At 30.8% G+C, this 23,030-nt stretch carries 26 protein-coding genes and 1 riboswitch; of the genes, 21 read left to right on the top strand and 5 right to left on the bottom strand.

Going from position 1 to position 23,030, the window contains the following annotated elements:
• Positions 1 to 130: 130 nt before the first annotated feature.
• The 4 genes from LQ668_RS00520 to gcvPB all read left to right on the top strand — a co-directional run bounded on the left by LQ668_RS00520 (position 131) and on the right by gcvPB (position 4,723).
• Complete coding sequence (locus LQ668_RS00520; RefSeq protein WP_078356563.1) at positions 131 to 619, top strand: shikimate kinase; 489 nt, start codon at positions 131 to 133, stop codon at positions 617 to 619.
• 16 nt (positions 620 to 635) lie between these two features.
• Positions 636 to 731: riboswitch (glycine riboswitch) on the top strand.
• Positions 732 to 811: 80 nt separating this feature from the next.
• Positions 812 to 1,900, top strand: a complete 1,089-nt coding sequence (gcvT, locus tag LQ668_RS00515) for a glycine cleavage system aminomethyltransferase GcvT (protein WP_107510165.1) — start codon at positions 812 to 814, stop codon at positions 1,898 to 1,900.
• Between the two features lie 11 nt (positions 1,901 to 1,911).
• Complete coding sequence (gene gcvPA / locus LQ668_RS00510; RefSeq protein ID WP_078356565.1) at positions 1,912 to 3,255, top strand: aminomethyl-transferring glycine dehydrogenase subunit GcvPA; 1,344 nt, start codon at positions 1,912 to 1,914, stop codon at positions 3,253 to 3,255.
• The gene (gene gcvPB, locus LQ668_RS00505; RefSeq protein WP_078356566.1) at positions 3,248 to 4,723 is read left to right on the top strand and encodes an aminomethyl-transferring glycine dehydrogenase subunit GcvPB; all 1,476 of its coding nucleotides are present in this window, start codon (positions 3,248 to 3,250) and stop codon (positions 4,721 to 4,723) included. The genes gcvPA and gcvPB overlap by 8 nt, the downstream gene beginning before the upstream one ends.
• A gap of 39 nt (positions 4,724 to 4,762) precedes the next feature.
• Here gcvPB and LQ668_RS00500 read toward each other — a convergent pair whose 3' ends face one another.
• Complete coding sequence (locus LQ668_RS00500) at positions 4,763 to 5,143, bottom strand: rhodanese-like domain-containing protein (RefSeq protein WP_078356567.1); 381 nt, start codon at positions 5,141 to 5,143, stop codon at positions 4,763 to 4,765.
• A gap of 120 nt (positions 5,144 to 5,263) precedes the next feature.
• Here LQ668_RS00500 and LQ668_RS00495 point away from each other — a divergent pair, with 120 nt between their 5' ends.
• Positions 5,264 to 6,094 carry a lipoate--protein ligase family protein gene (locus tag LQ668_RS00495; RefSeq protein WP_078356568.1) on the top strand — a complete coding sequence of 277 codons (831 nt, stop codon included), beginning with the start codon at positions 5,264 to 5,266 and terminating at the stop codon, positions 6,092 to 6,094.
• Between the two features lie 120 nt (positions 6,095 to 6,214).
• Here the strand turns inward: LQ668_RS00495 and LQ668_RS00490 are convergent, their stop codons facing one another.
• From LQ668_RS00490 to LQ668_RS00480, 3 genes are all read right to left on the bottom strand, one after another.
• Positions 6,215 to 6,406, bottom strand: coding sequence for a hypothetical protein (locus tag LQ668_RS00490; RefSeq protein ID WP_182476993.1), 192 nt, complete (start codon positions 6,404 to 6,406; stop codon positions 6,215 to 6,217).
• A gap of 207 nt (positions 6,407 to 6,613) precedes the next feature.
• Positions 6,614 to 6,826: an SA1362 family protein gene (locus LQ668_RS00485; RefSeq protein WP_078356570.1), complete on the bottom strand. Its 213-nt coding sequence runs from the start codon at positions 6,824 to 6,826 to the stop codon at positions 6,614 to 6,616.
• Between the two features lie 55 nt (positions 6,827 to 6,881).
• Complete coding sequence (locus LQ668_RS00480; protein WP_078356571.1) at positions 6,882 to 7,472, bottom strand: hypothetical protein; 591 nt, start codon at positions 7,470 to 7,472, stop codon at positions 6,882 to 6,884.
• Positions 7,473 to 7,571: 99 nt separating this feature from the next.
• Here LQ668_RS00480 and LQ668_RS00475 point away from each other — a divergent pair, with 99 nt between their 5' ends.
• The 13 genes from LQ668_RS00475 (at position 7,572) to LQ668_RS00415 (ending at position 19,370) form a co-directional block, all read left to right on the top strand.
• Positions 7,572 to 8,627: a M24 family metallopeptidase gene (locus tag LQ668_RS00475; protein ID WP_119634231.1), complete on the top strand. Its 1,056-nt coding sequence runs from the start codon at positions 7,572 to 7,574 to the stop codon at positions 8,625 to 8,627.
• A 25-nt stretch (positions 8,628 to 8,652) separates the two neighbouring features.
• On the top strand, positions 8,653 to 9,210 hold the full coding sequence (efp, locus tag LQ668_RS00470) for an elongation factor P (protein ID WP_078356573.1): 558 nt from the start codon (positions 8,653 to 8,655) through the stop codon (positions 9,208 to 9,210).
• 146 nt (positions 9,211 to 9,356) lie between these two features.
• Positions 9,357 to 9,806 carry an acetyl-CoA carboxylase biotin carboxyl carrier protein gene (gene accB, locus LQ668_RS00465; RefSeq protein ID WP_078356574.1) on the top strand — a complete coding sequence of 150 codons (450 nt, stop codon included), beginning with the start codon at positions 9,357 to 9,359 and terminating at the stop codon, positions 9,804 to 9,806.
• A gap of 1 nt (position 9,807) precedes the next feature.
• On the top strand, positions 9,808 to 11,166 hold the full coding sequence (gene accC, locus LQ668_RS00460) for an acetyl-CoA carboxylase biotin carboxylase subunit (RefSeq protein ID WP_107510049.1): 1,359 nt from the start codon (positions 9,808 to 9,810) through the stop codon (positions 11,164 to 11,166).
• 12 nt (positions 11,167 to 11,178) lie between these two features.
• The gene (locus LQ668_RS00455) at positions 11,179 to 11,538 is read left to right on the top strand and encodes an Asp23/Gls24 family envelope stress response protein (RefSeq protein ID WP_078356576.1); all 360 of its coding nucleotides are present in this window, start codon (positions 11,179 to 11,181) and stop codon (positions 11,536 to 11,538) included.
• A gap of 58 nt (positions 11,539 to 11,596) precedes the next feature.
• Positions 11,597 to 11,986, top strand: coding sequence for a transcription antitermination factor NusB (gene nusB, locus LQ668_RS00450; RefSeq protein ID WP_078356577.1), 390 nt, complete (start codon positions 11,597 to 11,599; stop codon positions 11,984 to 11,986).
• Positions 11,987 to 12,001: 15 nt separating this feature from the next.
• Entirely contained in the window at positions 12,002 to 13,327 is a 1,326-nt protein-coding gene (gene xseA, locus LQ668_RS00445) for an exodeoxyribonuclease VII large subunit (RefSeq protein ID WP_115337404.1), read from the top strand.
• A gap of 31 nt (positions 13,328 to 13,358) precedes the next feature.
• Positions 13,359 to 13,550 carry an exodeoxyribonuclease VII small subunit gene (xseB, locus tag LQ668_RS00440; RefSeq protein WP_237687672.1) on the top strand — a complete coding sequence of 64 codons (192 nt, stop codon included), beginning with the start codon at positions 13,359 to 13,361 and terminating at the stop codon, positions 13,548 to 13,550.
• Complete coding sequence (locus LQ668_RS00435) at positions 13,531 to 14,409, top strand: polyprenyl synthetase family protein (protein ID WP_107510051.1); 879 nt, start codon at positions 13,531 to 13,533, stop codon at positions 14,407 to 14,409. Before xseB ends, LQ668_RS00435 begins: the two co-directional genes overlap by 20 nt.
• Before the next feature lie 60 nt (positions 14,410 to 14,469).
• On the top strand, positions 14,470 to 16,338 hold the full coding sequence (gene dxs / locus LQ668_RS00430; RefSeq protein WP_078356580.1) for a 1-deoxy-D-xylulose-5-phosphate synthase: 1,869 nt from the start codon (positions 14,470 to 14,472) through the stop codon (positions 16,336 to 16,338).
• A gap of 149 nt (positions 16,339 to 16,487) precedes the next feature.
• Positions 16,488 to 16,940, top strand: coding sequence for a transcriptional regulator AhrC/ArgR (gene ahrC / locus LQ668_RS00425; protein ID WP_078356581.1), 453 nt, complete (start codon positions 16,488 to 16,490; stop codon positions 16,938 to 16,940).
• A 17-nt stretch (positions 16,941 to 16,957) separates the two neighbouring features.
• The gene (gene recN, locus LQ668_RS00420) at positions 16,958 to 18,634 is read left to right on the top strand and encodes a DNA repair protein RecN (protein WP_107510052.1); all 1,677 of its coding nucleotides are present in this window, start codon (positions 16,958 to 16,960) and stop codon (positions 18,632 to 18,634) included.
• A 22-nt stretch (positions 18,635 to 18,656) separates the two neighbouring features.
• Positions 18,657 to 19,370 carry a response regulator gene (locus LQ668_RS00415; protein WP_107510053.1) on the top strand — a complete coding sequence of 238 codons (714 nt, stop codon included), beginning with the start codon at positions 18,657 to 18,659 and terminating at the stop codon, positions 19,368 to 19,370.
• 9 nt (positions 19,371 to 19,379) lie between these two features.
• On the opposite strand, the gene LQ668_RS00410 is transcribed toward LQ668_RS00415, so the two are convergent.
• Positions 19,380 to 19,643 carry a DUF2627 family protein gene (locus LQ668_RS00410; protein WP_078356584.1) on the bottom strand — a complete coding sequence of 88 codons (264 nt, stop codon included), beginning with the start codon at positions 19,641 to 19,643 and terminating at the stop codon, positions 19,380 to 19,382.
• Positions 19,644 to 19,763: 120 nt separating this feature from the next.
• Here LQ668_RS00410 and LQ668_RS00405 point away from each other — a divergent pair, with 120 nt between their 5' ends.
• The 3 genes from LQ668_RS00405 to buk all read left to right on the top strand — a co-directional run bounded on the left by LQ668_RS00405 (position 19,764) and on the right by buk (position 23,026).
• Positions 19,764 to 20,654: a phosphate acyltransferase gene (locus tag LQ668_RS00405; RefSeq protein ID WP_107510219.1), complete on the top strand. Its 891-nt coding sequence runs from the start codon at positions 19,764 to 19,766 to the stop codon at positions 20,652 to 20,654.
• 210 nt (positions 20,655 to 20,864) lie between these two features.
• On the top strand, positions 20,865 to 21,965 hold the full coding sequence (locus LQ668_RS00400) for a Glu/Leu/Phe/Val dehydrogenase dimerization domain-containing protein (protein ID WP_078356586.1): 1,101 nt from the start codon (positions 20,865 to 20,867) through the stop codon (positions 21,963 to 21,965).
• Entirely contained in the window at positions 21,965 to 23,026 is a 1,062-nt protein-coding gene (buk, locus tag LQ668_RS00395; RefSeq protein WP_239775854.1) for a butyrate kinase, read from the top strand. Before LQ668_RS00400 ends, buk begins: the two co-directional genes overlap by 1 nt.
• Positions 23,027 to 23,030: the final 4 nt, after the last annotated feature.

Raw genomic sequence — 23,030 nt, 5'->3', positions numbered from 1 at the left:
ATTTAGAGCAGTACTATCAACGAGAAATAAAAATAATTTTAAATAATAAATAATATTAGACTTTTTATTTTCTGAATAATGAGATAGAATAAAGTTTAAGTTGAAATGTAACAACTAAGGAGTAGATTTAATGTCGATAGTGTTAGTTGGTTTTATGGGTGTTGGCAAAACAACGATAGGTAAATTGTTAAGTGAACATTATGACAGGCCTTTAGTAGATATAGATACTTATATCGTTGAAATTACACAATTACCAATTCCACAAATATTTGAAAATTTTGGTGAAGCATATTTTAGAGATTTAGAATATAAAGCTTTGCAAAAATGGATTGGTAAAGATGTTATTATTTCAACTGGTGGTGGTATTATAGAATCTGAACTTTCGAAAGATATTTTGAAAGATAATTTGAATACATTCTGGTTAAAATGTGATATTGAAATACTATTTAATAGAATTAATCATGATAATAATAGACCGAATGCAAGAGGTAAATCTTTAAATGAATTAAAAACCTTGTATTCAAAACGAGAATTAAGTTATAATGAAATCGCATACAAACATATTGATGCAAGCAGACCTGAAGAAGTAGTTGCAAGTGAGATTATTGAATCTTTATAAGCATATATAATTGCGAATGATCAAAGTTAGAGAGAGTGAATGTTATATTCATCGCCGAAGGAGCAAACCATTTTTGAGTGAATCTCTCAGGCAAAAGGATAACTTTGTGACGCATTCCTGAAGAGTACTTCAACAGGGTAGCGAAAGCTACCCTGTTTTTTTATTATACATATTTAGAAGGGGAGAGGTATGATGACTACAGAATTAAAGAAAACACCTTTATATCAAACATATATCGATCAAGGTGCTAAAGTTATTGATTTTTCTGGTTGGGCATTACCAGTTCAATTTTCAAGTATTAAAGAGGAACATAATGCTGTAAGAACAAAAGTTGGCATCTTTGATGTTAGCCATATGGGTGAAATTATTGTTACTGGTGAAGAAGCAGATCAATTTGTTCAATATGCTTTAACAAACGATTCTTCAATTTTAAATGAAACGAAAGCACAATATACAACACTTTGTAACGAAAAAGGTGGGGTTGTTGATGATTTAGTTATATATAAATTGGATGAATCAGTTTATTTCTTAGTTGTTAATGCTGGTAATACTGATATAGATTTTGAATGGTTACAAAAAATTGAAGGATTTAATGTAAACATTGAAAATAAATCTTCAGAATATGGTCAATTAGCTATTCAAGGACCAGAAGCTCGCGATTTAGTTCAAAAATTAGTAGATGTAAATGTAAGTGAAATGAAAATGTTTGAGTTTCAACAAAAAGTTAGTTTATTTGGTAAAGAAGTTATTTTGTCACAATCAGGTTATACAGGTGAAGATGGTTTTGAAGTATATTGTCAATCTGAAGACACTAAAGAAATTTGGGATGGTTTCATAAGTGAAGGCGTCGTGCCTTGTGGTTTAGGCGCTCGCGATACACTAAGATTAGAAGCTGCTCTACCGCTACATGGTCAAGACTTATCTGAACAAATCACACCTTATGAAGCAGGTATTGGATTTGCAGTCAAACCGTTAATTGAGGCAGATTTTATTGGTAAGTCTGTACTTAAAGACCAGAAAGAAAATGGTGCAGAAAGAAAATCAATTGGTATTGAAATGATTGATAAAGGCATACCTAGAACGGATTATAAAATTTTAGATGCTGATAGTAATGAAATTGGATATGTCACATCAGGCACTCAATCGCCATCAACTGGAAAAGCAATAGCAATGGGATTAATCAAGAAAGAAGCGTTTGAACTAGGTAAAGACATTTTAATTCAAGTAAGAAAAAGACAAGTAAAAGCTAAAATTGTAAAAAAATCATCATTTAAATCATAGGAGTGAATAAAATGGGTCACCGCTATATACCTTTAACTGAAAAAGATAAATCAGAAATGTTAGATTTCATAGGTATTAAATCTGTAGATGAATTGTTTACTGATATACCTGAATCTGTAAGATTTAATAAAACACTGAATATTAAAGAGAAAAAACCAGAAACTACATTATTAAGAGAATTATCACAAATTGCTAATAAGAATATTACGAGTGAAACACATGCATCATTTTTAGGAGCAGGTGTTTATGATCACTATATACCGACTGTAGTAGATCATGTCATCTCTCGTTCTGAATTTTATACTGCATATACACCATATCAACCTGAAATTTCTCAAGGTGAATTACAAGCTATATTTGAATTCCAAACATTAATATGTGAATTAACAGGAATGGATGTAGCAAATTCGTCAATGTATGATGGAGGTACTGCTTTTGCTGAAGCTGCAGTACTTGCTGCAGGACACACAAAAAAGAAAAAAGTAATTGTATCTAAGTCAGTACATTACCAGTCTATAGAAGTGCTTAAAACATATACTAAAGCCCAAGATATTGAAGTTGTCGAAGTTGACTTAGACGGCACAGTAACTGATTTGGATAAATTAAAAGAAGTTATCGATGATGATACTGCAGCTGTTTGTGTTCAATATCCGAACTTCTTTGGTTCATTAGAAGATTTAGAAGCAATTAAACAATTGATTGAAGATAAGAAGGCATTGTTTATCGTTTCTAGTAATCCATTAGCTCTAGGTTTAATTACACCTCCTGGAGAATTTGGAGCAGATATCGTCGTTGGGGATGCTCAAGTATTCGGTATTCCAGCCCAATACGGTGGCCCACATTGTGGTTATTTTGCATCTACTAAGAAATTAATGCGAAAACTACCAGGTCGTTTAGTTGGTCAAACACAAGATGAAGATGGTAATAGAGGCTTTGTGTTAACACTACAAGCTCGTGAACAACATATAAGAAGAGATAAAGCTACTTCAAATATTTGTTCTAACCAAGCATTGAATGCATTGGCTGCATCTGTATGCATGAGTGCATTAGGTAAAAATGGTGTATATGAAATGGCAAAACTAAATATGGAAAATACGACGTATATGAAACGTAAAATGCAAGAAGCAGGCTTTGAAGTACTAGAAAGTATTTCATTTAATGAATTTGTTGTTAAATTTAATAAATCTATTAGTGACATCAATAAAGATTTATTAGAAGAAGGTATAATAGGTGGTTTTGATTTAGGATTTATGAATGACGACTTTAAAAATCACATGCTAATTGCCGTAACTGAACTAAGAACTAAAGATGATATTGATACATTTATCCAAAAAGTAGGTGAATATAGTGCGTAAACCATCAAGTGAATTAATTTTTGAAAGATCTAGAAAAGATAGATTTGCATATTCATTACCAGAAAAAGAAGTTGAAACACAAAATGTTCAAGAAATACTAGGAGATAAATTTACTAGAAAACAAAAAGCCGAGTTGCCAGAGGTTAGTGAATTAGATTTAATGCGACACTATACAGAATTGTCGAATAAAAATCATGGTGTAGATACAGGTTTCTATCCTTTAGGTTCATGTACTATGAAATACAACCCTAAAATAAATGAAAAAGTAGCAAGAATGTCTGGATTTGCTAATGCACATCCATTACAAGATGTATCAACAGTACAAGGATCACTAGAAATAATATACGACTTACAAGAACATTTAAAAGAAATTACTGGAATGGATGAAGTAACATTACAACCTGCAGCCGGAGCTCATGGTGAATGGACTGCGCTATTAATGATTAAAGCATTTCACGAAGCAAATAATGATTTTAATAGAACTAAAGTAATCGTTCCAGATTCTGCACATGGTACGAATCCAGCATCAGCTAAAGTAGCAGGATTTGATACTGTTACAGTTAAATCAAATGAAAAAGGGTTAGTAGATATAGAAGATTTAAAACGAGTAGTAGGTGATGACACTGCTGCAATTATGTTAACAAATCCAAATACATTAGGTTTATTTGAAGAAGATATTGTAGAAATTAGAGAAATCGTCCATCAAGCTGGTGGTAAACTATATTATGATGGTGCAAATCTAAATGCCATAATGAGTAAAGTAAGACCAGGAGACATGGGGTTTGATGCAGTACATTTAAACTTACACAAAACGTTTACTGGACCACATGGTGGCGGTGGACCTGGATCTGGACCTGTTGGCGTTAAATCAGATTTAATACCATATTTACCTAAACCAACAGTTGTGAAAGAAAATGATTCTTACAAATTCGAACATGATATGCCAAATTCTATTGGTCGAGTTAAGCCATTCTTCGGTAATTTTGGCATTTACTTAAGAGCCTACACTTACATTAGAACGATGGGGCCAGATGGATTAAAAGCTGTTTCTGAAACAGCAGTTCTAAATGCGAATTACATGTTGAGAAGATTACAAGATCATTTCGATACGCCATATACGCAACATTGTAAACATGAATTTGTAATAAGTGGTTCTAGACAGAAAAAACTTGGTGTAAGAACATTGGATATTGCAAAACGACTATTAGATTTCAATTTCCATCCACCTACAATCTACTTCCCAATAAATGTGGAAGAATGTATGATGATAGAACCAACAGAAACTGAATCAAAAGAAACTTTAGATGCTTTTTGTGATACTTTAATACAAATTGCAAAAGAAGCGGAAGAGAATCCAGAAACAGTCTTAGATGCACCACATACTACTGTTATAGGACGTTTAGATGAAACACAAGCAGCTAGAAAACCTGTTTTAAAATTTGAGTTGCTAAAAGAAGAAAAAAATTAATAAAAAAGGATGAATTCAATTAGAATTCATCCTTTTTTATTATTTAGACTTAACTTTCCCAGTCCATTTTTTATATCCGCCTTTAAGCATGTACAAGTCTGTATAACCTTTTTTCTTCATCATTCTTGCAGCTCTGGAACTTGCTACACCATTTGCATCACAAAAATAAATAGGTTGGTCTTTACGTAACCCTTGGTATCTTGTACGAAAGACACTCATTGGTATGTTTCTTGCCCCGATGATATGACCATATTCAAAATCAGCCTTTTCACGTAAGTCGATAACTTGTGCCTTCCTTAAACCCTTGTGAAACTCATTTTGATCTAATTCTTTAACTGCGCGCTTATTCAATGAATAGTTAATTGCCATATAAATGATAATCAAGACTAGGACTATGAGCGCGATGTACCAATAATTCATGGTCTAATTCCTCCCAATTCAAGTCGATACTACTATTATAAGATTTCTTGTGAGATTTATCAAAATTTTTTTGCTAAAATAGACAAGTATATAGAATTAATTGAATAGGAGTTTTTAATTGTGAAAGAAACTTGGCACTTTATAAACACAAAATCAAATGATCCATACTATAATATGGCAGTAGATGAAGCACTCATGAACTTCGTAAGCAGAGGAGAAATAGACCCTGTAATCAGGTTTTATACATGGAACCCTGCAACATTATCTATAGGGTATTTTCAAAAACTAACTAAAGAAATAGATATTGAGAAAGTTAAAGAAAAAGGTTATGGACTTGTTAGACGTGCAACAGGTGGTAGAGGCGTCTTACACGACAAAGAACTGACATATAGTGTTATCGTTCCAGAATCGCATCCAAATATGCCTAAAACAGTTACAGAAGCATATAGAGTAATATCAGAAGGATTATTAGAAGGATTTAAATCATTAGGCTTTGATGCTTATTTTTCTATTCCTAAGACAAAAGAAGCAAGAGATAAATTAAAGACACCTCGGAGTTCAGTTTGTTTTGATGCACCAAGTTGGTATGAACTTGTAGTAGAGGGTAGAAAAATAGCAGGGAGTGCTCAAACGAGACAAAAGGGTGTTATTTTACAACATGGATCTATTTTACAAGATATAGATGTAGACGAATTATTTGATATGTTCATATATAGAAATGATAGATTGAAAGATAAAATGAAAGCAGCATTCGTGGATAAAGCAGTGGCCATAAATGATTTAGCTGACAGACATATTACTATTGAAGAAATGGAACAAGCATTTCATGATGGATTTAAAAAAGGGTTAGATATAGAATATAAGCCTTTGAACTTTACGGATGAACAACTAACAGAGATTAAACAATTAGAAGAAAAATATAAATCAGAAGAATGGACGTATAGAAAATAAAGGACATATTAATATTCATATTCTTACATTGCGCATTAGTCGAATAGTAAAAAAAGAGACCACAGAGGTCTCTTTCAGTTTGTTTTTTGTTTTAATAAGTATGTTTTATTAAATTTAAGCTTAAACTGCGTTTAAACTAGGCTGTTCTTTTGCATCGCCAAATCGTCTTTCTACTGTTTGACTTCTTAATTTATATGCTTTTTTAATTGTATCTATAAATCTTAAATCTTCGATTATGTCTAAATCATCTTGCCAAACATGTCTACGGATTTCTCTAATATAGGTTTTGTTTTCCGTACATTTATTTAACATAGAATCAACTCCTAAATTAAATTTCATCTATATTATAAAATAATTTGTTAATATTTGGCATTTTTTTGCGCTGACTCCTGCGGGAAAAGCATGATTCGAAGACTACAGGCTGAGAACATGCCCGCGGAAAGCATGCGCATAAAAAAATGCCGGCAAAGTCTAAGACTTTGTCGACACTCTGAAAAGAGACCACAGAGGTCTCTTTTTTTATCTATTTCTACGCTTTTGTTTACGCATAGCTTTCTTATATTTTCTTTGATCTGGTGTTAAGAAGAAGAAATAGTAAATCAAATAAATGATTAACCCAAATATTATGAGTGAAATAATCATTCTAATAAATCCCATTATAAAGAAATCAAGGTTCATAATTAACCCGAATAGTGCCACTGCAATAATTAAATAAAATAAAACATTTTTCATAGAATCTCACCTTAATTTGTTAGTCTATTAAATATAGCACAAATCAACTTTGTACTCACTTAATTTGTCCTATTTCTTTGTCTAAATTATTTAACTGATTGATTGATTTTTCTACTGCTTTTTTATCTTTCTTATTATAAGCTTCATTTAAATCTTTAAATACTTTTTCGATTCCATTGGATAATTTTAGCATACTTTTATGCAAATCTTTATAATCTTCCGGGATAGATTTCCCTTTCATTTCGTCTTTATATTTATTTGTAATAGTCTTTTGATCATTATATATGTTATCAAGTTCACTTTTTGTATCTTCATCATTAAACTTAGTTGTTACATCTTTTTTGATTTTGTTGTAACTCGAGATATTTGTCTTAGTTTCATTCACAAAACGAGTTGATGATTTTAAATATTGAGTTGTAAATTGTTTGGTAGATTGTTTTTTAGTTTGTTTTATTGAGCTTTCTATACTCGATTCTTTTTGTTTATATGTTTTGTTTTTATCTTCTAAATCTAGAACTTCTTGTTTATGTTTTCTATTATCGCTTTTTAATGTTGATTTCTTTTCTTCTAGTTGTTGAACTTTATCATTACCACACGCTGATAATACAACTGAACTTGCCATGATTGCTATTATTGTTTTTCTCATGTTTATTAACTCCCAATGTTTTACTGTGAAAAATTTACTGTATGTATGCTATTATTTTAATGTATATAGATTTATTGTACAAATAGAAAGGGGATAAATATGAAAATTAATAAATTGAGACAAGTTATGAATCAAAAAGGATTAGATGCAGTAGTCATACTTTCACCATATAACTGTAGATATCTTTCTGGATTTACTGGTACTAGTGGTAGTCTGTTAATTACACAAGATGATTCCCAATTAATTACAGATTTTAGATATATTCAACAAGCAAATGATCAAGCTAAAGATTTTGAAGTTATAAATCAAGAAGGTCCAATGTTAGCAAAAATAAATGAATTAATTGAACAAGGTAAGTATAAAAAAGTTGGTGTTGAAGCTGATTTAATAACTTATAATAATTATCAATCATTGAATACAGAAAATGTTGAGCTTTCTTCTATTGAAGGTGTAATTGAAACGATTAGAATGATTAAAGATGAATTTGAAATTAAACAAATTCAAAAAGCTGCTGATATAGTAGATGAAACATATGAACATATCCTTAAATGGATTAAACCAGGGATGACTGAAAATGAAGTAAACAATGAAATGGAAATGTTTATGAGAAGTAAAGGGGCTACTTGTTCATCATTTGATACAATAGTTGCTTCAGGTCATCGTGGTGCACTACCTCATGGTGTAGCAAGTAATAAAGTAATTGAACATGGTGACATGATTACATTAGATTATGGTGCACTATATGAAGGATATGTAAGTGATGTGACGAGAACATTTGCGATAGGTGAACCGAAAAAAGAAATGAAAAAAATATATAATATTGTATTAGAAGCTCAATTAGCTGCTTTAGAGCAAATTAAACCAGGTATGACAGGTAAAGAGGCAGATTCAATTGCGAGAGATATTATTAAAGGATATGGTTATGGAGATGCGTTTGGTCACTCTCTAGGGCATGGAATTGGCTTAGAGGTGCATGAAGGACCTGGACTATCCCAAAAATCAGATATTGTACTTGAAGAAAATATGTGTATAACATTAGAACCAGGTATATATATAGATGGATTAGGTGGAGTTAGAATAGAAGATGATGTATTAGTTACAAAAAATGGCTTACAACGCTTTACTAAAACTTCAAAAGACCTTATTATTTTATAAGAAGGTATAAATAGGAGGAAAATGAATGATTTCAGTTAATGATTTTAAAACAGGTTTAACAATTAAAGTTGAAAATGGGATTTGGAAAGTATTAGATTTCCAACACGTAAAACCAGGCAAAGGTGCAGCTTTTGTTCGTTCTAAATTAAGAAATTTAAGAACTGGTGCGATCCAAGAAAAAACTTTCAGAGCTGGCGAAAAAGTAGAAAAAGCTCAAATTGAAAACAGTCGCATGCAATATTTATATGCAAATGGTGATAGCCATGTATTTATGGATAACGAAACTTATGATCAATTAGAATTACCAGAGGAAAGATTAGAATACGAACTTAAATTCATTAAAGAAAATATGGAAGTTCATATTCAATCTTATGAAGGCGAAACAATTGGTATTGAATTACCAAATACAGTAACATTACAAGTAACTGAAACTGAACCAGGTATCAAAGGTGATACTGCTACAGGTGCAACTAAACAAGCGACAGTAGAAACGGGTTACAGTTTAAATGTTCCTTTATTTGTTAATGAAGGAGATTTACTTGTTATAAACACTACTGATGGTAGTTACGTATCAAGAGGTTAATCAGAAAGAATAAATGATAAAATGATCAATAGATATAAATTCTATTGGTCATTTTTGATTAAATATTAAAATCTCTTGAATTGGTATGACCACTAAAGTAAAATGTATGAAGTGTAAAGAATTAGAATTTAAAAGGAGATTTTCAAATGAACTTAAAACAAATTAAAGAATTAGTTGATGTACTAGACAATTCTTCTTTAACTGAAATTGACATTAATGATAAAGATTTTAAATTAACTTTAAAAAAAGAAATTAAGCAAGAAATTATTTATAGCCAAGGTACTTCGAACGTAGTTGCTGAACAACCACAACAAATTTCTCAACCTTCTCCTCAACAAAATGTTGAAGCAGAGGCACCAAGTGGTTTAACTATTAATGCACCAATGGTAGGAACATTTTATAAATCCCCATCTCCAGACGAAGGTCCGTATGTACAAGTAGGCTCACATGTTGATGCTGATTCAACTGTTTGTATTTTAGAAGCTATGAAACTATTTAATGAAATACAAGCAGAGGTTTCTGGAGAAATCACTGAAATATTAGTTGAAGACGGACAAATGGTAGAGTATGGCCAACCGTTATTCAAGGTGAAATAATATGAAAAAAGTATTAATTGCTAATAGAGGGGAAATAGCTGTAAGAATCATTAGAGCTTGTAGAGAGCTAGACATACAAACAGTTGCAATTTATTCAGAAGCTGATAAAGATGCATTACATACTCAAATTGCAGATGAAGCTTATTGTGTAGGACCAACACAATCTAAAGATTCATACTTACATGTACCTAATATTATTTCAATAGCAAAATCAACAGGATGTGATGGCATCCATCCAGGATATGGTTTCTTAGCTGAAAATAGTGACTTCGCTGAAATGTGTGAAGCGTGCCAAATTAAATTTATTGGACCTAGTTACCAATCGATACAAAAAATGGGTATAAAAGATGTAGCTAAAGAAGAAATGATTAAAGCTGATGTACCTGTTGTACCTGGTAGTGAAGGTCTAGTAGATACAGTTAAAATTGCAAAAAGATGTGCTAAACAAATTGGATACCCTGTAATAATTAAAGCAACTGCCGGTGGTGGTGGTAAAGGTATACGAATAGCGCGAAATGAAGAAGAACTTGTAACTGGATTTAGAATGACTCAACAAGAAGCTGAAACAGCATTTGGTAATAAAGGGCTTTACTTAGAAAAATTCATCGAAAACTTTAGACATATAGAAATACAAGTAATGGGCGATTCGGAAGGTAATGTTATCCATCTAGGAGAACGTGATTGTACGATTCAAAGACGTATGCAAAAGTTAGTAGAAGAATCTCCTTCTCCAGTTCTTTCAGAAGTTATGAGAAAAGAAATGGGTGAAGCGGCAATTAGAGCAGCAAAAGCTGTTAATTATGAAAACGCAGGGACGATTGAGTTTATTTACGATTTAGATGCTGAAGCATTCTATTTTATGGAAATGAATACACGTATTCAAGTTGAACACCCAGTAACAGAGATGGTTACGGGTATGGATTTAGTTAAGTTACAACTTAAAGTTGCCAGTGGTGAAACTTTACCATTAACACAAGATGAAGTTACTTTAAATGGGCATGCAATCGAGTTTAGAATTAACGCTGAAAGTCCATTTAAGAAATTTATGCCTTCTCCAGGTAAAATTAATCAATATTTAACACCAGGAGGATTTGGTGTTCGAATAGATTCAGCTTGTTACACAGGTTATACAATCCCGCCATATTACGATTCAATGGTAGCTAAACTAATCGTGCATGGTAAAGACCGAACTGAAGCTATACAAATAGGTAAAAGAGCGTTAACAGAATTTTTAGTTGCAGGCATTGATACGACTATCCCATTCCATTTAAGATTGTTAGAAAACGATGTGTTTGAATCAGGTGATTTTAATACCAATTTCCTAGAGATTCATGATATTATAAATAATGAAGATAAATAGGGAGGGATTCAAGTGGCTAAAACAATTGAGAATGAAAAGCCTTCTTTAGGTAAAATCGAGATTGCACCAGAAGTAATTGAGGTAATAGCGAGTATTGCTACTACTGATATTAAAGGTGTATCTCATATGCAATCCGTTTTTAATAAGAATTCCCTAGAAAAATTCGGGAAAAAGAATTTTGGTAAAGGTATAAAAGTCGATATAAAAGATGAAGGCATCTATATTAATGTTTATTGTACATTTGATTATGGTACAAAAATTTCTGAAACTGCACGAAAAGTTCAATCAGAAATTAAACAAGCATTAAATACGATGACTGCATTAACTCCTAAAGAAGTTAATGTTCATATCGTTAATATACATTTCCAATAATAAAAAATGATTAATTAAGAGGATGCGTGCATCCTCTTATTCTTTGAAGGAGAAGAATATGAAAAGAACAGAATTAAGAGAACTTGTCTTTAAAACACTATATCAATTAGAAAATAATAAAACAGAATTAACGGTAGAAGAAGCAATTAACTATTTAGTTGATGATTTCAAAGGTGAACAATATTTATATGTTAAGAATTTTGTTAATGAAGTCACTGACAAAAAAGAAGAGCTTGATGAAATATTCAAACCTCATTTGAAAAATTGGACATTAGAACGTCTGCTTAAAACAGATCGTATCATTTTAAGAATGGCATCATATGAATTAAATTATACAGATACACCGCAGAAGGTAATTTTTAATGAAGCAGTTGAAATTGCCAAAATATACAGTGATGACGATCATTATAAATTTATAAACGGTGTATTAAGCAGTTTATCAAAATAATAAAGAGTGATATAAATGGATAAATATTTATCAGTTACAGCTATAACAAAATATATCAAATATAAATTTGATCAAGATCCGCATTTACAAAATGTATTTATAAAGGGTGAAATATCAAATTTCAAAAGACATTCAAGTGGACACCTTTATTTTGCTTTAAAAGACGATAAAGGTGTATTAAGTGCGATGATGTTTAAGTCAAATGCTAATCAACTGTCATTTGAACCTAAAGAAGGCGACCAAGTGTTAATTGAAGGACGTATTGGTATATATGAATCTAGAGGATCGTATCAAATATATGTTCAATCGATGCAATTAGATGGTGTTGGACTTTTATATGAGAAATTTGAAGCGCTAAAAAAAGAATTAATGGAAAAAGGATATTTTAATAGCGAACATAAACTAAATATTCCTAAGTATCCTAGAAAAATAGCTGTATTAACTGCGTCTACTGGGGCAGCAATTAGAGATATTTGTTCTACCTTAGACAAACGCTATCCTCTTGCTGAGCAAGTATTGATTAGCACACTAGTACAAGGTAAAGAAGCTAAGGATAATATCATTAACAATATACAACAAGCTGACGCAATGGACGTTGATGTTATTATCGTTGGTCGTGGTGGTGGATCTATTGAAGATTTGTGGAGTTTTAATGAAAGGGAAGTTGTAGAAGCAATTTATAACTGTTCCACACCTATTATTTCTGCTGTAGGTCATGAAACAGATACCACTTTAAGTGATTTTGTAAGTGATGTTAGAGCAGCTACACCAACACAAGCAGCTGTGATAGCGACACCAGATATTAATGCACTATATCAACTAATTGCTAATGCTCGTCAATATTTAACAAAACATGTTACTCAAAGTATTCAACAAGATAAACAAAAACTAAAGCAGCTCTCATCATATTATAAATTGAAGACACCTTCATTATTATATGATCAAGAAACACAGAAATTAGACGATTATCAAAAACAATTAACTAGAAATTTAGAACAAACTATTTTACAAAATAAACATAAAATAGATCTATTGCAAAATAAATTGAGAATAGCTCCAATCTATAATAAAACAACACAATATAGACAGGATTATGACAGATTAAATATTATGCAAAATCAGCTTATCAACAGGATTATTACACAGAAAAAGCAAATACTTAAAAGCAAGTTGGCCCAATTAGATGCACTGAGTCCAACGCAAATTATGCTTAGAGGTTATTCAATAATTGAAAAAAATGATAAAATCATTACAAGTAAAGATGATTTAAATGTAGAAGATGACATTACTATCAATTTAAAAGATGGTAAAATAGAAGCTAATGTAAAAGAAATTAGGTGACAATGTGGCTAAAGAACAAACTTTTGAAGAAATGATGGTTGAATTAGAAAAAGTCGTAGGTAAACTAGATGAAGAAAATATTTCATTAGAAGAATCTATTGAACTTTATCAACGTGGAATCGAATTAAGTAGTAAATGTGAATTGAAACTTAAAGAAGCTGAAGAAAAAGTAAATAAACTTGTTCAAAAAGAAGGTGATTCAGATGAGTCAGATCATGAATAATTATGTAGACAAATTTAATGAAGCTATAAAATCTACAAAGCTTAATCCAGTAGTTGAAACTAAGCTAGAAGAAAGCATGAGATATTCATTATCAGCTGGTGGTAAACGTATAAGACCTGTTTTACTTTTAATGACATTATCGATGCTTAAAATTGATATCAAAAAAGGTATGGAAACTGCGAAAGCACTAGAAATGATACATACTTATTCTCTAATACATGATGATTTACCTGCTATGGATAATGATAATTTCAGACGTGGTATGAAGACAAATCATAAAGTTTATGGAGATGCTACTGCAATACTTGCTGGAGATGCATTATTAACTAAAGCATTCGAACTTATTACTAAAGATACATATTTAGGCTCAGAAGAAAAAGTTAAAATTATTAGATTGCTTTCAGAATCAGCTGGTCATCAAGGAATGGTTGGTGGTCAAGTACTAGATATGGATAGTGAAGATAAAGAAATATCACTAGATACTCTACGTAAAATTCATAGATATAAAACTGGCGCACTCATACGTTTCTCTGTAGTTGCTGCTTGTACAATAGCAAAAGTTAATAGCAAAACATTTTTATTACTAGATTCTTTTAGCCAAGAGTTAGGTTTGATCTTTCAAATTAAAGATGATTTATTAGATATTGAAGGTGACTTTGATAAAATCGGTAAATCAGTTGGAAGCGATGAAAATAATAATAAAAGTACTTATGTTTCACTCTTAGGTAAGACAAATACTAAAGTTGCTTTAGAACAACACGTAAATCAAGCATTGTATTTACTTGAACAATTAGAAGATAAATATAATATTGATGAACTAAAATCACTTACTCAATTATTTGCAAATAGAGAAAATTAAAAATAGTAAACTAAAGCGTTAGATCGTTTCGTAAGAAATAGTGCTGAAGGTGGTTAAACAATGGATGTATCTAGCATAAAAAATCCATCCTTTATCAAAGATTTATCTAATCAAGAACTTGAACAGTTAAGCAGTGAAATTAGAAAATTTTTAATAGAAACATGTTCAATAACTGGTGGACATATTGGAGCTAACTTAGGTGTGGTTGAATTAACGCTTAGTTTGCATAAACATTTTAATAGTCCTATAGATAAAATTATATGGGATGTTGGACACCAATCTTATATTCATAAAATTTTAACTGGTAGAGGTCATGAATTCAATTCTTTAAGACAATATAAAGGTTTATGTGGATTTCCTAAAACGAAAGAGTCTCGGCATGATGTATGGGAAGCTGGGCATAGCTCTACTTCATTATCAGCTGCTATGGGGATGGCAAAAGCACGTGATATTTTAGGAAACACAAATCATGTTGTACCTGTTATTGGTGATGGTGCTTTGACAGGTGGGATGGCACTTGAAGCACTGAACCATATAGGACATGACAAAACTAATTTAACGATTATATTAAACGATAATGAAATGAGTATAGCGCCTAATGTAGGTGCTATGCATAATATGTTTGGAAGAATTAGAACAAATCACAACTACAATAGGTTTAAGTTTGATGCTGAAAGTTTTATGAATAGACTTCCTGGTGGAGATCGTTTAAGAGTTTCAGCAGACAAAATAAAGGATAGTTTAAAGTATTTAGTTGTTGATGGTATATTTTTTGAAGAATTAGGCATTAAATATATCGGACCAGTCGATGGCCATAATTTCAAAGAATTAGATGAAGCTATCAATACCTCTAAACAAATAAATAAACCTGTGTTAATACATGTTGTAACTAAAAAAGGTAAAGGCTATAAACCTGCTGAAGTAGATACTATTGGTACTTGGCATGGTCTTGGACCCTATAAACTTGAAACTGGTGAGGTTATTAAAGGTAATGAAGAAGGACCAGCTTGGAGTGCATTAATGAGTAATCAAGTTCTAGAGTACGCTAAACAAGACAAACGTGTTGTTGCTATTACACCTGCAATGCCAGTAGGTTCAAAACTAACTAAGTTCCAGCAAGAATTACCAGATCAATTTTTTGATGTTGGTATTGCCGAGCAACACGCCGTTACGATGGCAGCTGGATTAGCAACTCAAGGTATGAAACCGTATGTAGCGATTTATTCAACATTTATGCAACGTGCGTATGATCAATTATTACATGATGTAGATAGACAGAATTTAAACGTATTATTTGGTGTTGATAGAGCAGGTCTTGTAGGTGCGGATGGTGAAACACATCAAGGTGTGTTCGATGTTGGATTTTTAAGTCAATTTCCGAATTTTACTATTATGATGCCTAAAGACGGTAATGAAGCAATTGATATGGTAAATACAGCATTTAAAACAGATCATGGTCCTATGGCTATAAGATATCCTCGTGGAAATGCTCCTATGCTAAGGGATACTAAAGAACATGAAATTTTAGACATTGGCACATGGACGTATGAACGAAAAGGAAGTAATTTATCTTTAATTAGTTATGGTCCAACTGTTAATTTCATTTCTGATATTGCAGATGAATTATTAAAAGAAGGTATTAATGTTAATGTCATTAATGCACGATTTATTAAGCCTATGGACTTTGAAATGCTACATGAATTAGGTAAAGAGTCTATGCCTATTATTACGATAGAAGAATCAATGTTAACAGGTGGATTGGGTAGCCAAATAGCAACTTTCTTAAAAGATCATGATTATAAGAATGTATTACGTAGAATTGGTATTGATAATGAATATATCGAACATGGTGATGTAGATTTATTATTAGAAGATATAGGTATCTCTAAAGCAAAAATTAAATCACTTGCAAAATCTTTAATAAAATAATATTTATAAACATATGAATAATTATATTGAAAGTGACGCTTTAGTAGTTCTAAAGCGTCTTTTAATATATTAATAGCGCTTACATTACTATTTTTGTTAATTTTATGCTATTATAAGTGTATAAATATTCATTAACAGAGGTGTATGAAATGGCGAACAAAACAATGCGTCAAATTAAGATAAGAGAAATAATTTCTAATGAACAAATAGAAACTCAAGAAGAGCTCGTAAAGCGATTAAATGAATACGAATTGAATATTACACAAGCTACGATTTCTCGTGATATAAAAGAATTACAACTAATAAAAGTTCCAGCTCCTTCTGGTCAATACATTTATAGTTTACCTAGAGATAGAAAATATCATCCGATTGATAAATTAGGTAGATATTTAATGGATTCATTCGTTAAAATTGATGGTGCGGATAATTTATTAGTATTAAAGACATTACCAGGCAATGCTCAATCAATTGGGGCAATCATTGATCAAATTGATTGGACAGAAGTTATTGGTACTATTTGTGGAGATGATACTTGTCTTATCATATGTAAAGATACAGATGCTGCTGAAGTTATCACTGATAGAATTTTTAATATGCTTTAAAGGAGATTTTAAATACTATGTTACAAGCACTTACGATTAAACAATTCGCTATAATTGAATCTTTAGAAATAAATTTTTCAGATGGACTAACTGTATTAAGTGGTGAAACAGGCGCTGGTAAATCTATCATTATAGATGCAATCGGCCAATTAGTAGGTGCAAGAGCATCGCAAAGCTTTGTAAGACATGGTGAGCAAAAGGCGACTATAGAAGGCGTATTTGATATTGATAATGTACCAAACGTAAATAAAATCTTAAATGAGTTAGATATTGATTACGATGAAGATTTTTTGTTTGTAAAAAGAGAAATCTTCTCATCTGGTAAAAGTATTTGTAAATTAAATAATCAAAATGTTACTTTATCTGATTTAAAAACCGTCATGCAAGAATTATTGGATATACACGGACAACATGAGACGCAAGTATTATTAAAGCCTAAGTATCACTTATCTCTGCTTGATGATTTTGCGGATGGGACTTATCAATCAGAAATTGATCAATTTGAAAAAGCTTTTCATTCTTATCGTTCGAAAAAGCAAGAATTAGAAAAATTAGAATCTCAAGATCAAGCATTACTACAACGATTAGATTTAATAAAATTCCAACGTGATGAATTACAAGATGCAGACTTAAAAGAAGATGAAATTGACTTTTTAAATAAAGAAATTAAAATGCTTCAAAATCATGAAAAGATTAACGAAAGTCTTAATAAAGCACATTTCTTACTGAGCAGTGAAGAGAACATTACGGATAAAATATATGAACTCAATCAAGAGATTCAACATATTAATGATATTATTCCTGATAAATATACATCGTTTAGTGAAGAACTAGATCAAATGTATTATACATTGGAAGACTACAAACATGAGTTATATAATGAATTAACATCAAATGATTTTGATGAGTCATTATTAAATGACTATGAATCACGTTTAAATGTACTCACAGATTTAAATCGTAAATATGGTAAGAGTATAGCCGAATTAATAAAATATAGAGATAAAATTGATGATGAAATATTTAAAATTGAAAATTATGAACAAAGTACAACGCAATTAAGAGATGAAATAAATAATTTATATGATGATGTAATGAAATATGGTCAAGTGCTTTCAACAAAGAGAAGACAAGTTGCTTTGAAGTTAAGAGATAGATTAGTAGAAGAAGTTCAAAATCTACATATGCAAGATGCAAATATAGAGATAACTTTCACTAAAACTAAACCTAGCTCTTATGGATTAGAAGAAGTTGAATTTTTAATTAGTCCAAACAAAGGTGAACCACTAAAAAGTCTAAATAAAATAGCTTCTGGTGGTGAACTATCTAGGATTATGCTTGCTTTAAAAAGTATATTTGTATCATCAAAAGGACAAACTGCAATATTATTTGATGAAGTTGATACTGGTGTATCTGGTAGAGTAGCTCAAAAAATGGCAGAAAAGATGCATCAAATTTCGCAATCTTTACAAGTAATTTGTATATCACATTTACCACAAGTGGCTGCAATATGTGATAATCATTTATATATAACTAAAGAAACAGTAAACGATCGAACAACTACTTCAATCAAACAATTAAATGGTGAAGATAAAATCGATGAAATAGCAAGAATGATTTCAGGTGTTGAAGTTACAGAATTAACTAAACAACATGCTAAAGAAATGATTTTACAAAATAAAAATTTAAAATAAAATGATTTGATAGGGTGTTAGCATGGTAATTAAGGTAGCAATTATAGAAGACTCGAAAGCATATGTAAGTGAAATGGCTCAGTATCTAAAAAATCATGATACTGAGATAGTTAATATTGGATACAATGGTAAAGAAGCTCTTGATATTTTAAGTGGAGAAGCTTTCGATGTTCTTCTACTAGACTTAATCTTGCCACATATTGATGGTATGACTTTGCTTAAAAAATATATTAACCCAAATAAACAATATAAAGTAATATGTATGAGCGCATTCGTAAGCGATGATGTATTAAAAGAATCTGTTTCATTAGGTGTAGATTACTTTCTAATTAAGCCTATTGAATTTGATGTCTTACTAAATACAATACAACGCGTATTAAATACAAGTGAAACAAATATTTCTGAAATAGACGCTTTAGATTTATTACTTGAAAAGATAGGCTTTTCATATAATTTGAACGGTTATAAATATATTAAATGTGGTGTTCATTTAATGCTTAAACATACACACAAAATGCAATTAACTAAAGAATTATACCCACTTATTTCAGATTATTATGACGTTCAAGCTAATAATGTAGAGCGTTCAATCAGACATGCAATTAAATTAGCTTGGGAAAAAGAATTAAAAACGTATTGGTATAATAGTGAAAAATCTTACATAAGACCAACAAATGGTGAGTTGATTACGCATCTTTACAAAAAGTATAAAGAAACACAAAATGAAAAAAACTGATAAATCAAATTATGATTTATCAGTTTTTTTTGTATTATTTTTTTTCATAAAGTGTTCTTGCGCTCTTTTATTTTTCTTTTCACGATGTAAAATATATCCACCAATAAAAATAACACCGAATACGAAAAATATGAATCCTAAGAAAAATTGCAGCCAGATAAATTGTAATTGTGGAACAAGTTCACCAAAAACTGCGTCTCTCATCCACTTAATACCTAATCCTGCTATTATTCCTGGTATTACTAAAATGAGTAATGCAATGTACTTTTGCATAAGTTAAAACTCCTATTGATTAATAACTTATATTATATATGAGATAATGATTAAAAGTAAACATTGAAAAAATGGAATAATCATCAAAATTTGATTATGATATTAGAAGGAGGGGATTAAATGCAATTTAAAGATATGATAAATCAAGGTCAAAATATTTCAGCAACAATTGCAGTTTGTAAATCAAATGATGAAGGGGTTATTAAAGCAATAGTTAAAGCTATAAAATACACTCAAGCGAATTTTATATTATTTGATGAACAGCCGCAAGATGAGTTGATTAGATCATTCAATTTAACCCATGATGAATTTAATAGAATTAAAATTATACAAACAGATGATGAAGCACATACTGTTTCTGAGTGCGTTAAATCAGTAGATGAAGGACAAGCTGATTTAATAATGAAAGGTCTAATAGATACTTCTACTTTATTAAAAGAAGTGTTAAATAATAAATATAAATTAAAAACAACAGATAGAATGAGTCATATTGCATTATTTAATATTCCTGAATATCATAAAATGCTAACTGTATCAGATGTTGCGATGAATATTGAACCTAATGTAGAACAAAAAATAGATATTACGACGAATTTAATAACATGTCTACAAAAAATAGGTATTGAATCTCCAAAAATAGCAGTTTTATCTGCAATTGAAAAAGTGAATCCTAAAATGAAGTCCTCGGTAGATGCTGATGCAGTCGTTTCAGGAATTCGAAATAAAATGGCAAATCTAGAAATTGAAGGCCCAATGGCATTTGATGCTGCAATCAATAAAAGAGCTTCGATTATTAAAAATATAGATTCTGAAATTTCTGGTAATGTTGACGGTGTTGTAGTGCCGCAAATTGAAAGTGGTAATATTTTATATAAATCGCTCGTGTATTTATCAAAAGCAGATGTAGCTTCTGTGATTATTGGTGCAAAAATACCAATAATTTTAACGTCCCGTTCAGATTCTTCTCGAGATAAATTCCATTCGATTTGTAGTGCTTTAATGCTTATTTAGTATATTATAATAATAAATAAATAACTATACTCCATTAAAGTGTTAAATGAAAGTGTTTACATTGCTTTTATATCAATTTATTTTGAATTTTCTAAAAATTTTTACTTCTTGAAAGCGCTATCATTTTTCGTTAATTTATTTGATAAATAAAACATTTGATGTAAAATTAGATTTAGAGTTAATATATTAAAGGATGAAAAGGGGATTATTATGTTATTTGAAACGATTGAGAAATATGACTATGAACAAATTGTATTTTGTCACGATAAAAGTTCAGGATTAAAAGCGATTATTGCAATACATGATACAACATTAGGGCCAGCACTTGGTGGGTGCAGAATGTGGCCATATGAAAATGAAGAAGAAGCAATCAATGACGCATTACGCCTTTCAAGAGGTATGACATATAAAAACGCTGCTGCAGGATTAAATCTTGGTGGAGGTAAGACAGTAATCATCGGAGATCCTAAAAAAGATAAATCAGAAGCTTTATTTAGAGCTTTAGGTAGATATGTAGAAAGTTTAAATGGCAGATACATAACAGCTGAAGACGTAGGTACAACTGAAGATGATATGGATATCATTTTTGAAGAGACTGATTATGTAGTTGGTCTATCTGAAAGTCATCAATCAAGTGGTAATCCGAGTCCAAAAACATCTTTAGGTGTATTTGTTTCAATGAAACGTGCTGCTAAAGAAGCGTTTGGTACAGATGAATTAGATGGAAAAACTGTTGCAGTACAAGGTGTAGGACATGTTGCTTATGATTTATGTCGCTATTTACATGAAGCTGGTGCTAAATTAGTTGTTACAGATATTAATCAAGAAGCTATAGATAGAGTTTTAAATGATTTTAATGCTACAAGTGTAGGTATTAACGATATCTATGATGTAGATGCAGATATATTTGCACCATGTGCACTTGGTGGCGTATTAAATGATGATACAATTAATCGTTTAAAAGTTAAAGCTGTTTGTGGTAGTGCAAATAATCAATTACAAGATATTGATAAACACGGTGCTCAATTAGAAGAAAAAGGTATTGTATATGCACCAGATTTCGTAGCTAACTCTGGTGGTGTTATTAATGTAGCAGATGAATTAGATGGCTATAATGAAACACGTGCTATTTCAAATATTGAAAAAATCTATGATCAAATGGATAAAGTATTTGAAATTAGTAAAAGAGATAACATTACTACAGCTCGCGCTGCAGAAATTTTAGCAGAAGAACGTATTGATCAGTTGATGAAAGTAAGAAGTAATTTCTTAAAAACGGAAAGATCAATTATATCTAGAGGTAAAAACTAATGAAAAAAATTCTTGTACTTAATTTAGGAAGCACATCATCTAAAGTTGCAGTATTTTCTGATTATGATATGTTATTTGAAGATGTTATAAGACATAATGTCGATCAAACAAATCTTCCGTTAATTGATCAAGTCCCATTTAGACTTGAAAGTATCAAGAAATCATTAGAACAACACCAAATAACTCTACAAGCTATAGATGCTATAGCTTGTAGAGGCGGTGTTTTAAAGCCGATAGAAGGTGGCACTTATTTAATAAATAACATAATGTATCATGATTTAAAATCATTTAAATATGGGTTTCATGCGTCTAATTTAAGTGGTGTTATAGGATATGAACTATCTCAAGAACTCAATATAGATTCTTATATTGTAGATCCTGTTGTAGTAGATGAATTAATTCCTGAAGCAAGGATAACTGGAATAAAAGGTATTGAAAGAAGAAGTATTTTCCATGCACTAAATCAGAAGTCCGTTGCTAAACAATATGCAGATGGAATTGGTAAAAATTACGAAGATATAAATGTCATCGTAGCTCATCTTGGTGGTGGTATAAGTATAGGCGCTCACAGAAAAGGTAGAGTTATTGAAGTAAATGATGGTTTATTAGGTGAAGGACCACTTAGTCCTGAAAGGGCAGGTTCTATACCAAATGATGCGCTATTAAAATGGGCGATTGCCCATGACTACAACTCTATAGAAGCAAATAATGAACTGAGTAAAAATTCTGGCTTATTATCATACTTTGGTACTAATGATTGTCTTAAAGTTGAACAATTAATGGAAAATGGCGATAAAGCAGCGAAATTAGTATTAGATGCTATGTGTTACCAAATTTCGAAATCAATCGGTTCTTGTGCAGTTGTACTTGAAGGTCAAGTGGATCAAATTATTATTACAGGTGGCTTAAGTTATTCAAAATATATAATAAATAAAGTAAAACAATATGTATCTTGGCTACAAAATGTTACTATATATGAAGGTGAAAAAGAAATGCATGCCCTAAATGTTGGTGTTTTGGACCTCTTTTACGGTAAAATTAGTACCAAGTCATATGAATAAGGAG

Origin of the sequence: Mammaliicoccus sp. K-M42 (assembly GCF_022386375.1) — a bacterium.
GTDB classification, from domain to species: Bacteria; Bacillota; Bacilli; order Staphylococcales; family Staphylococcaceae; genus Mammaliicoccus; species Mammaliicoccus fleurettii.
This window is presented reverse-complemented; position numbering and strand designations above follow the sequence as displayed.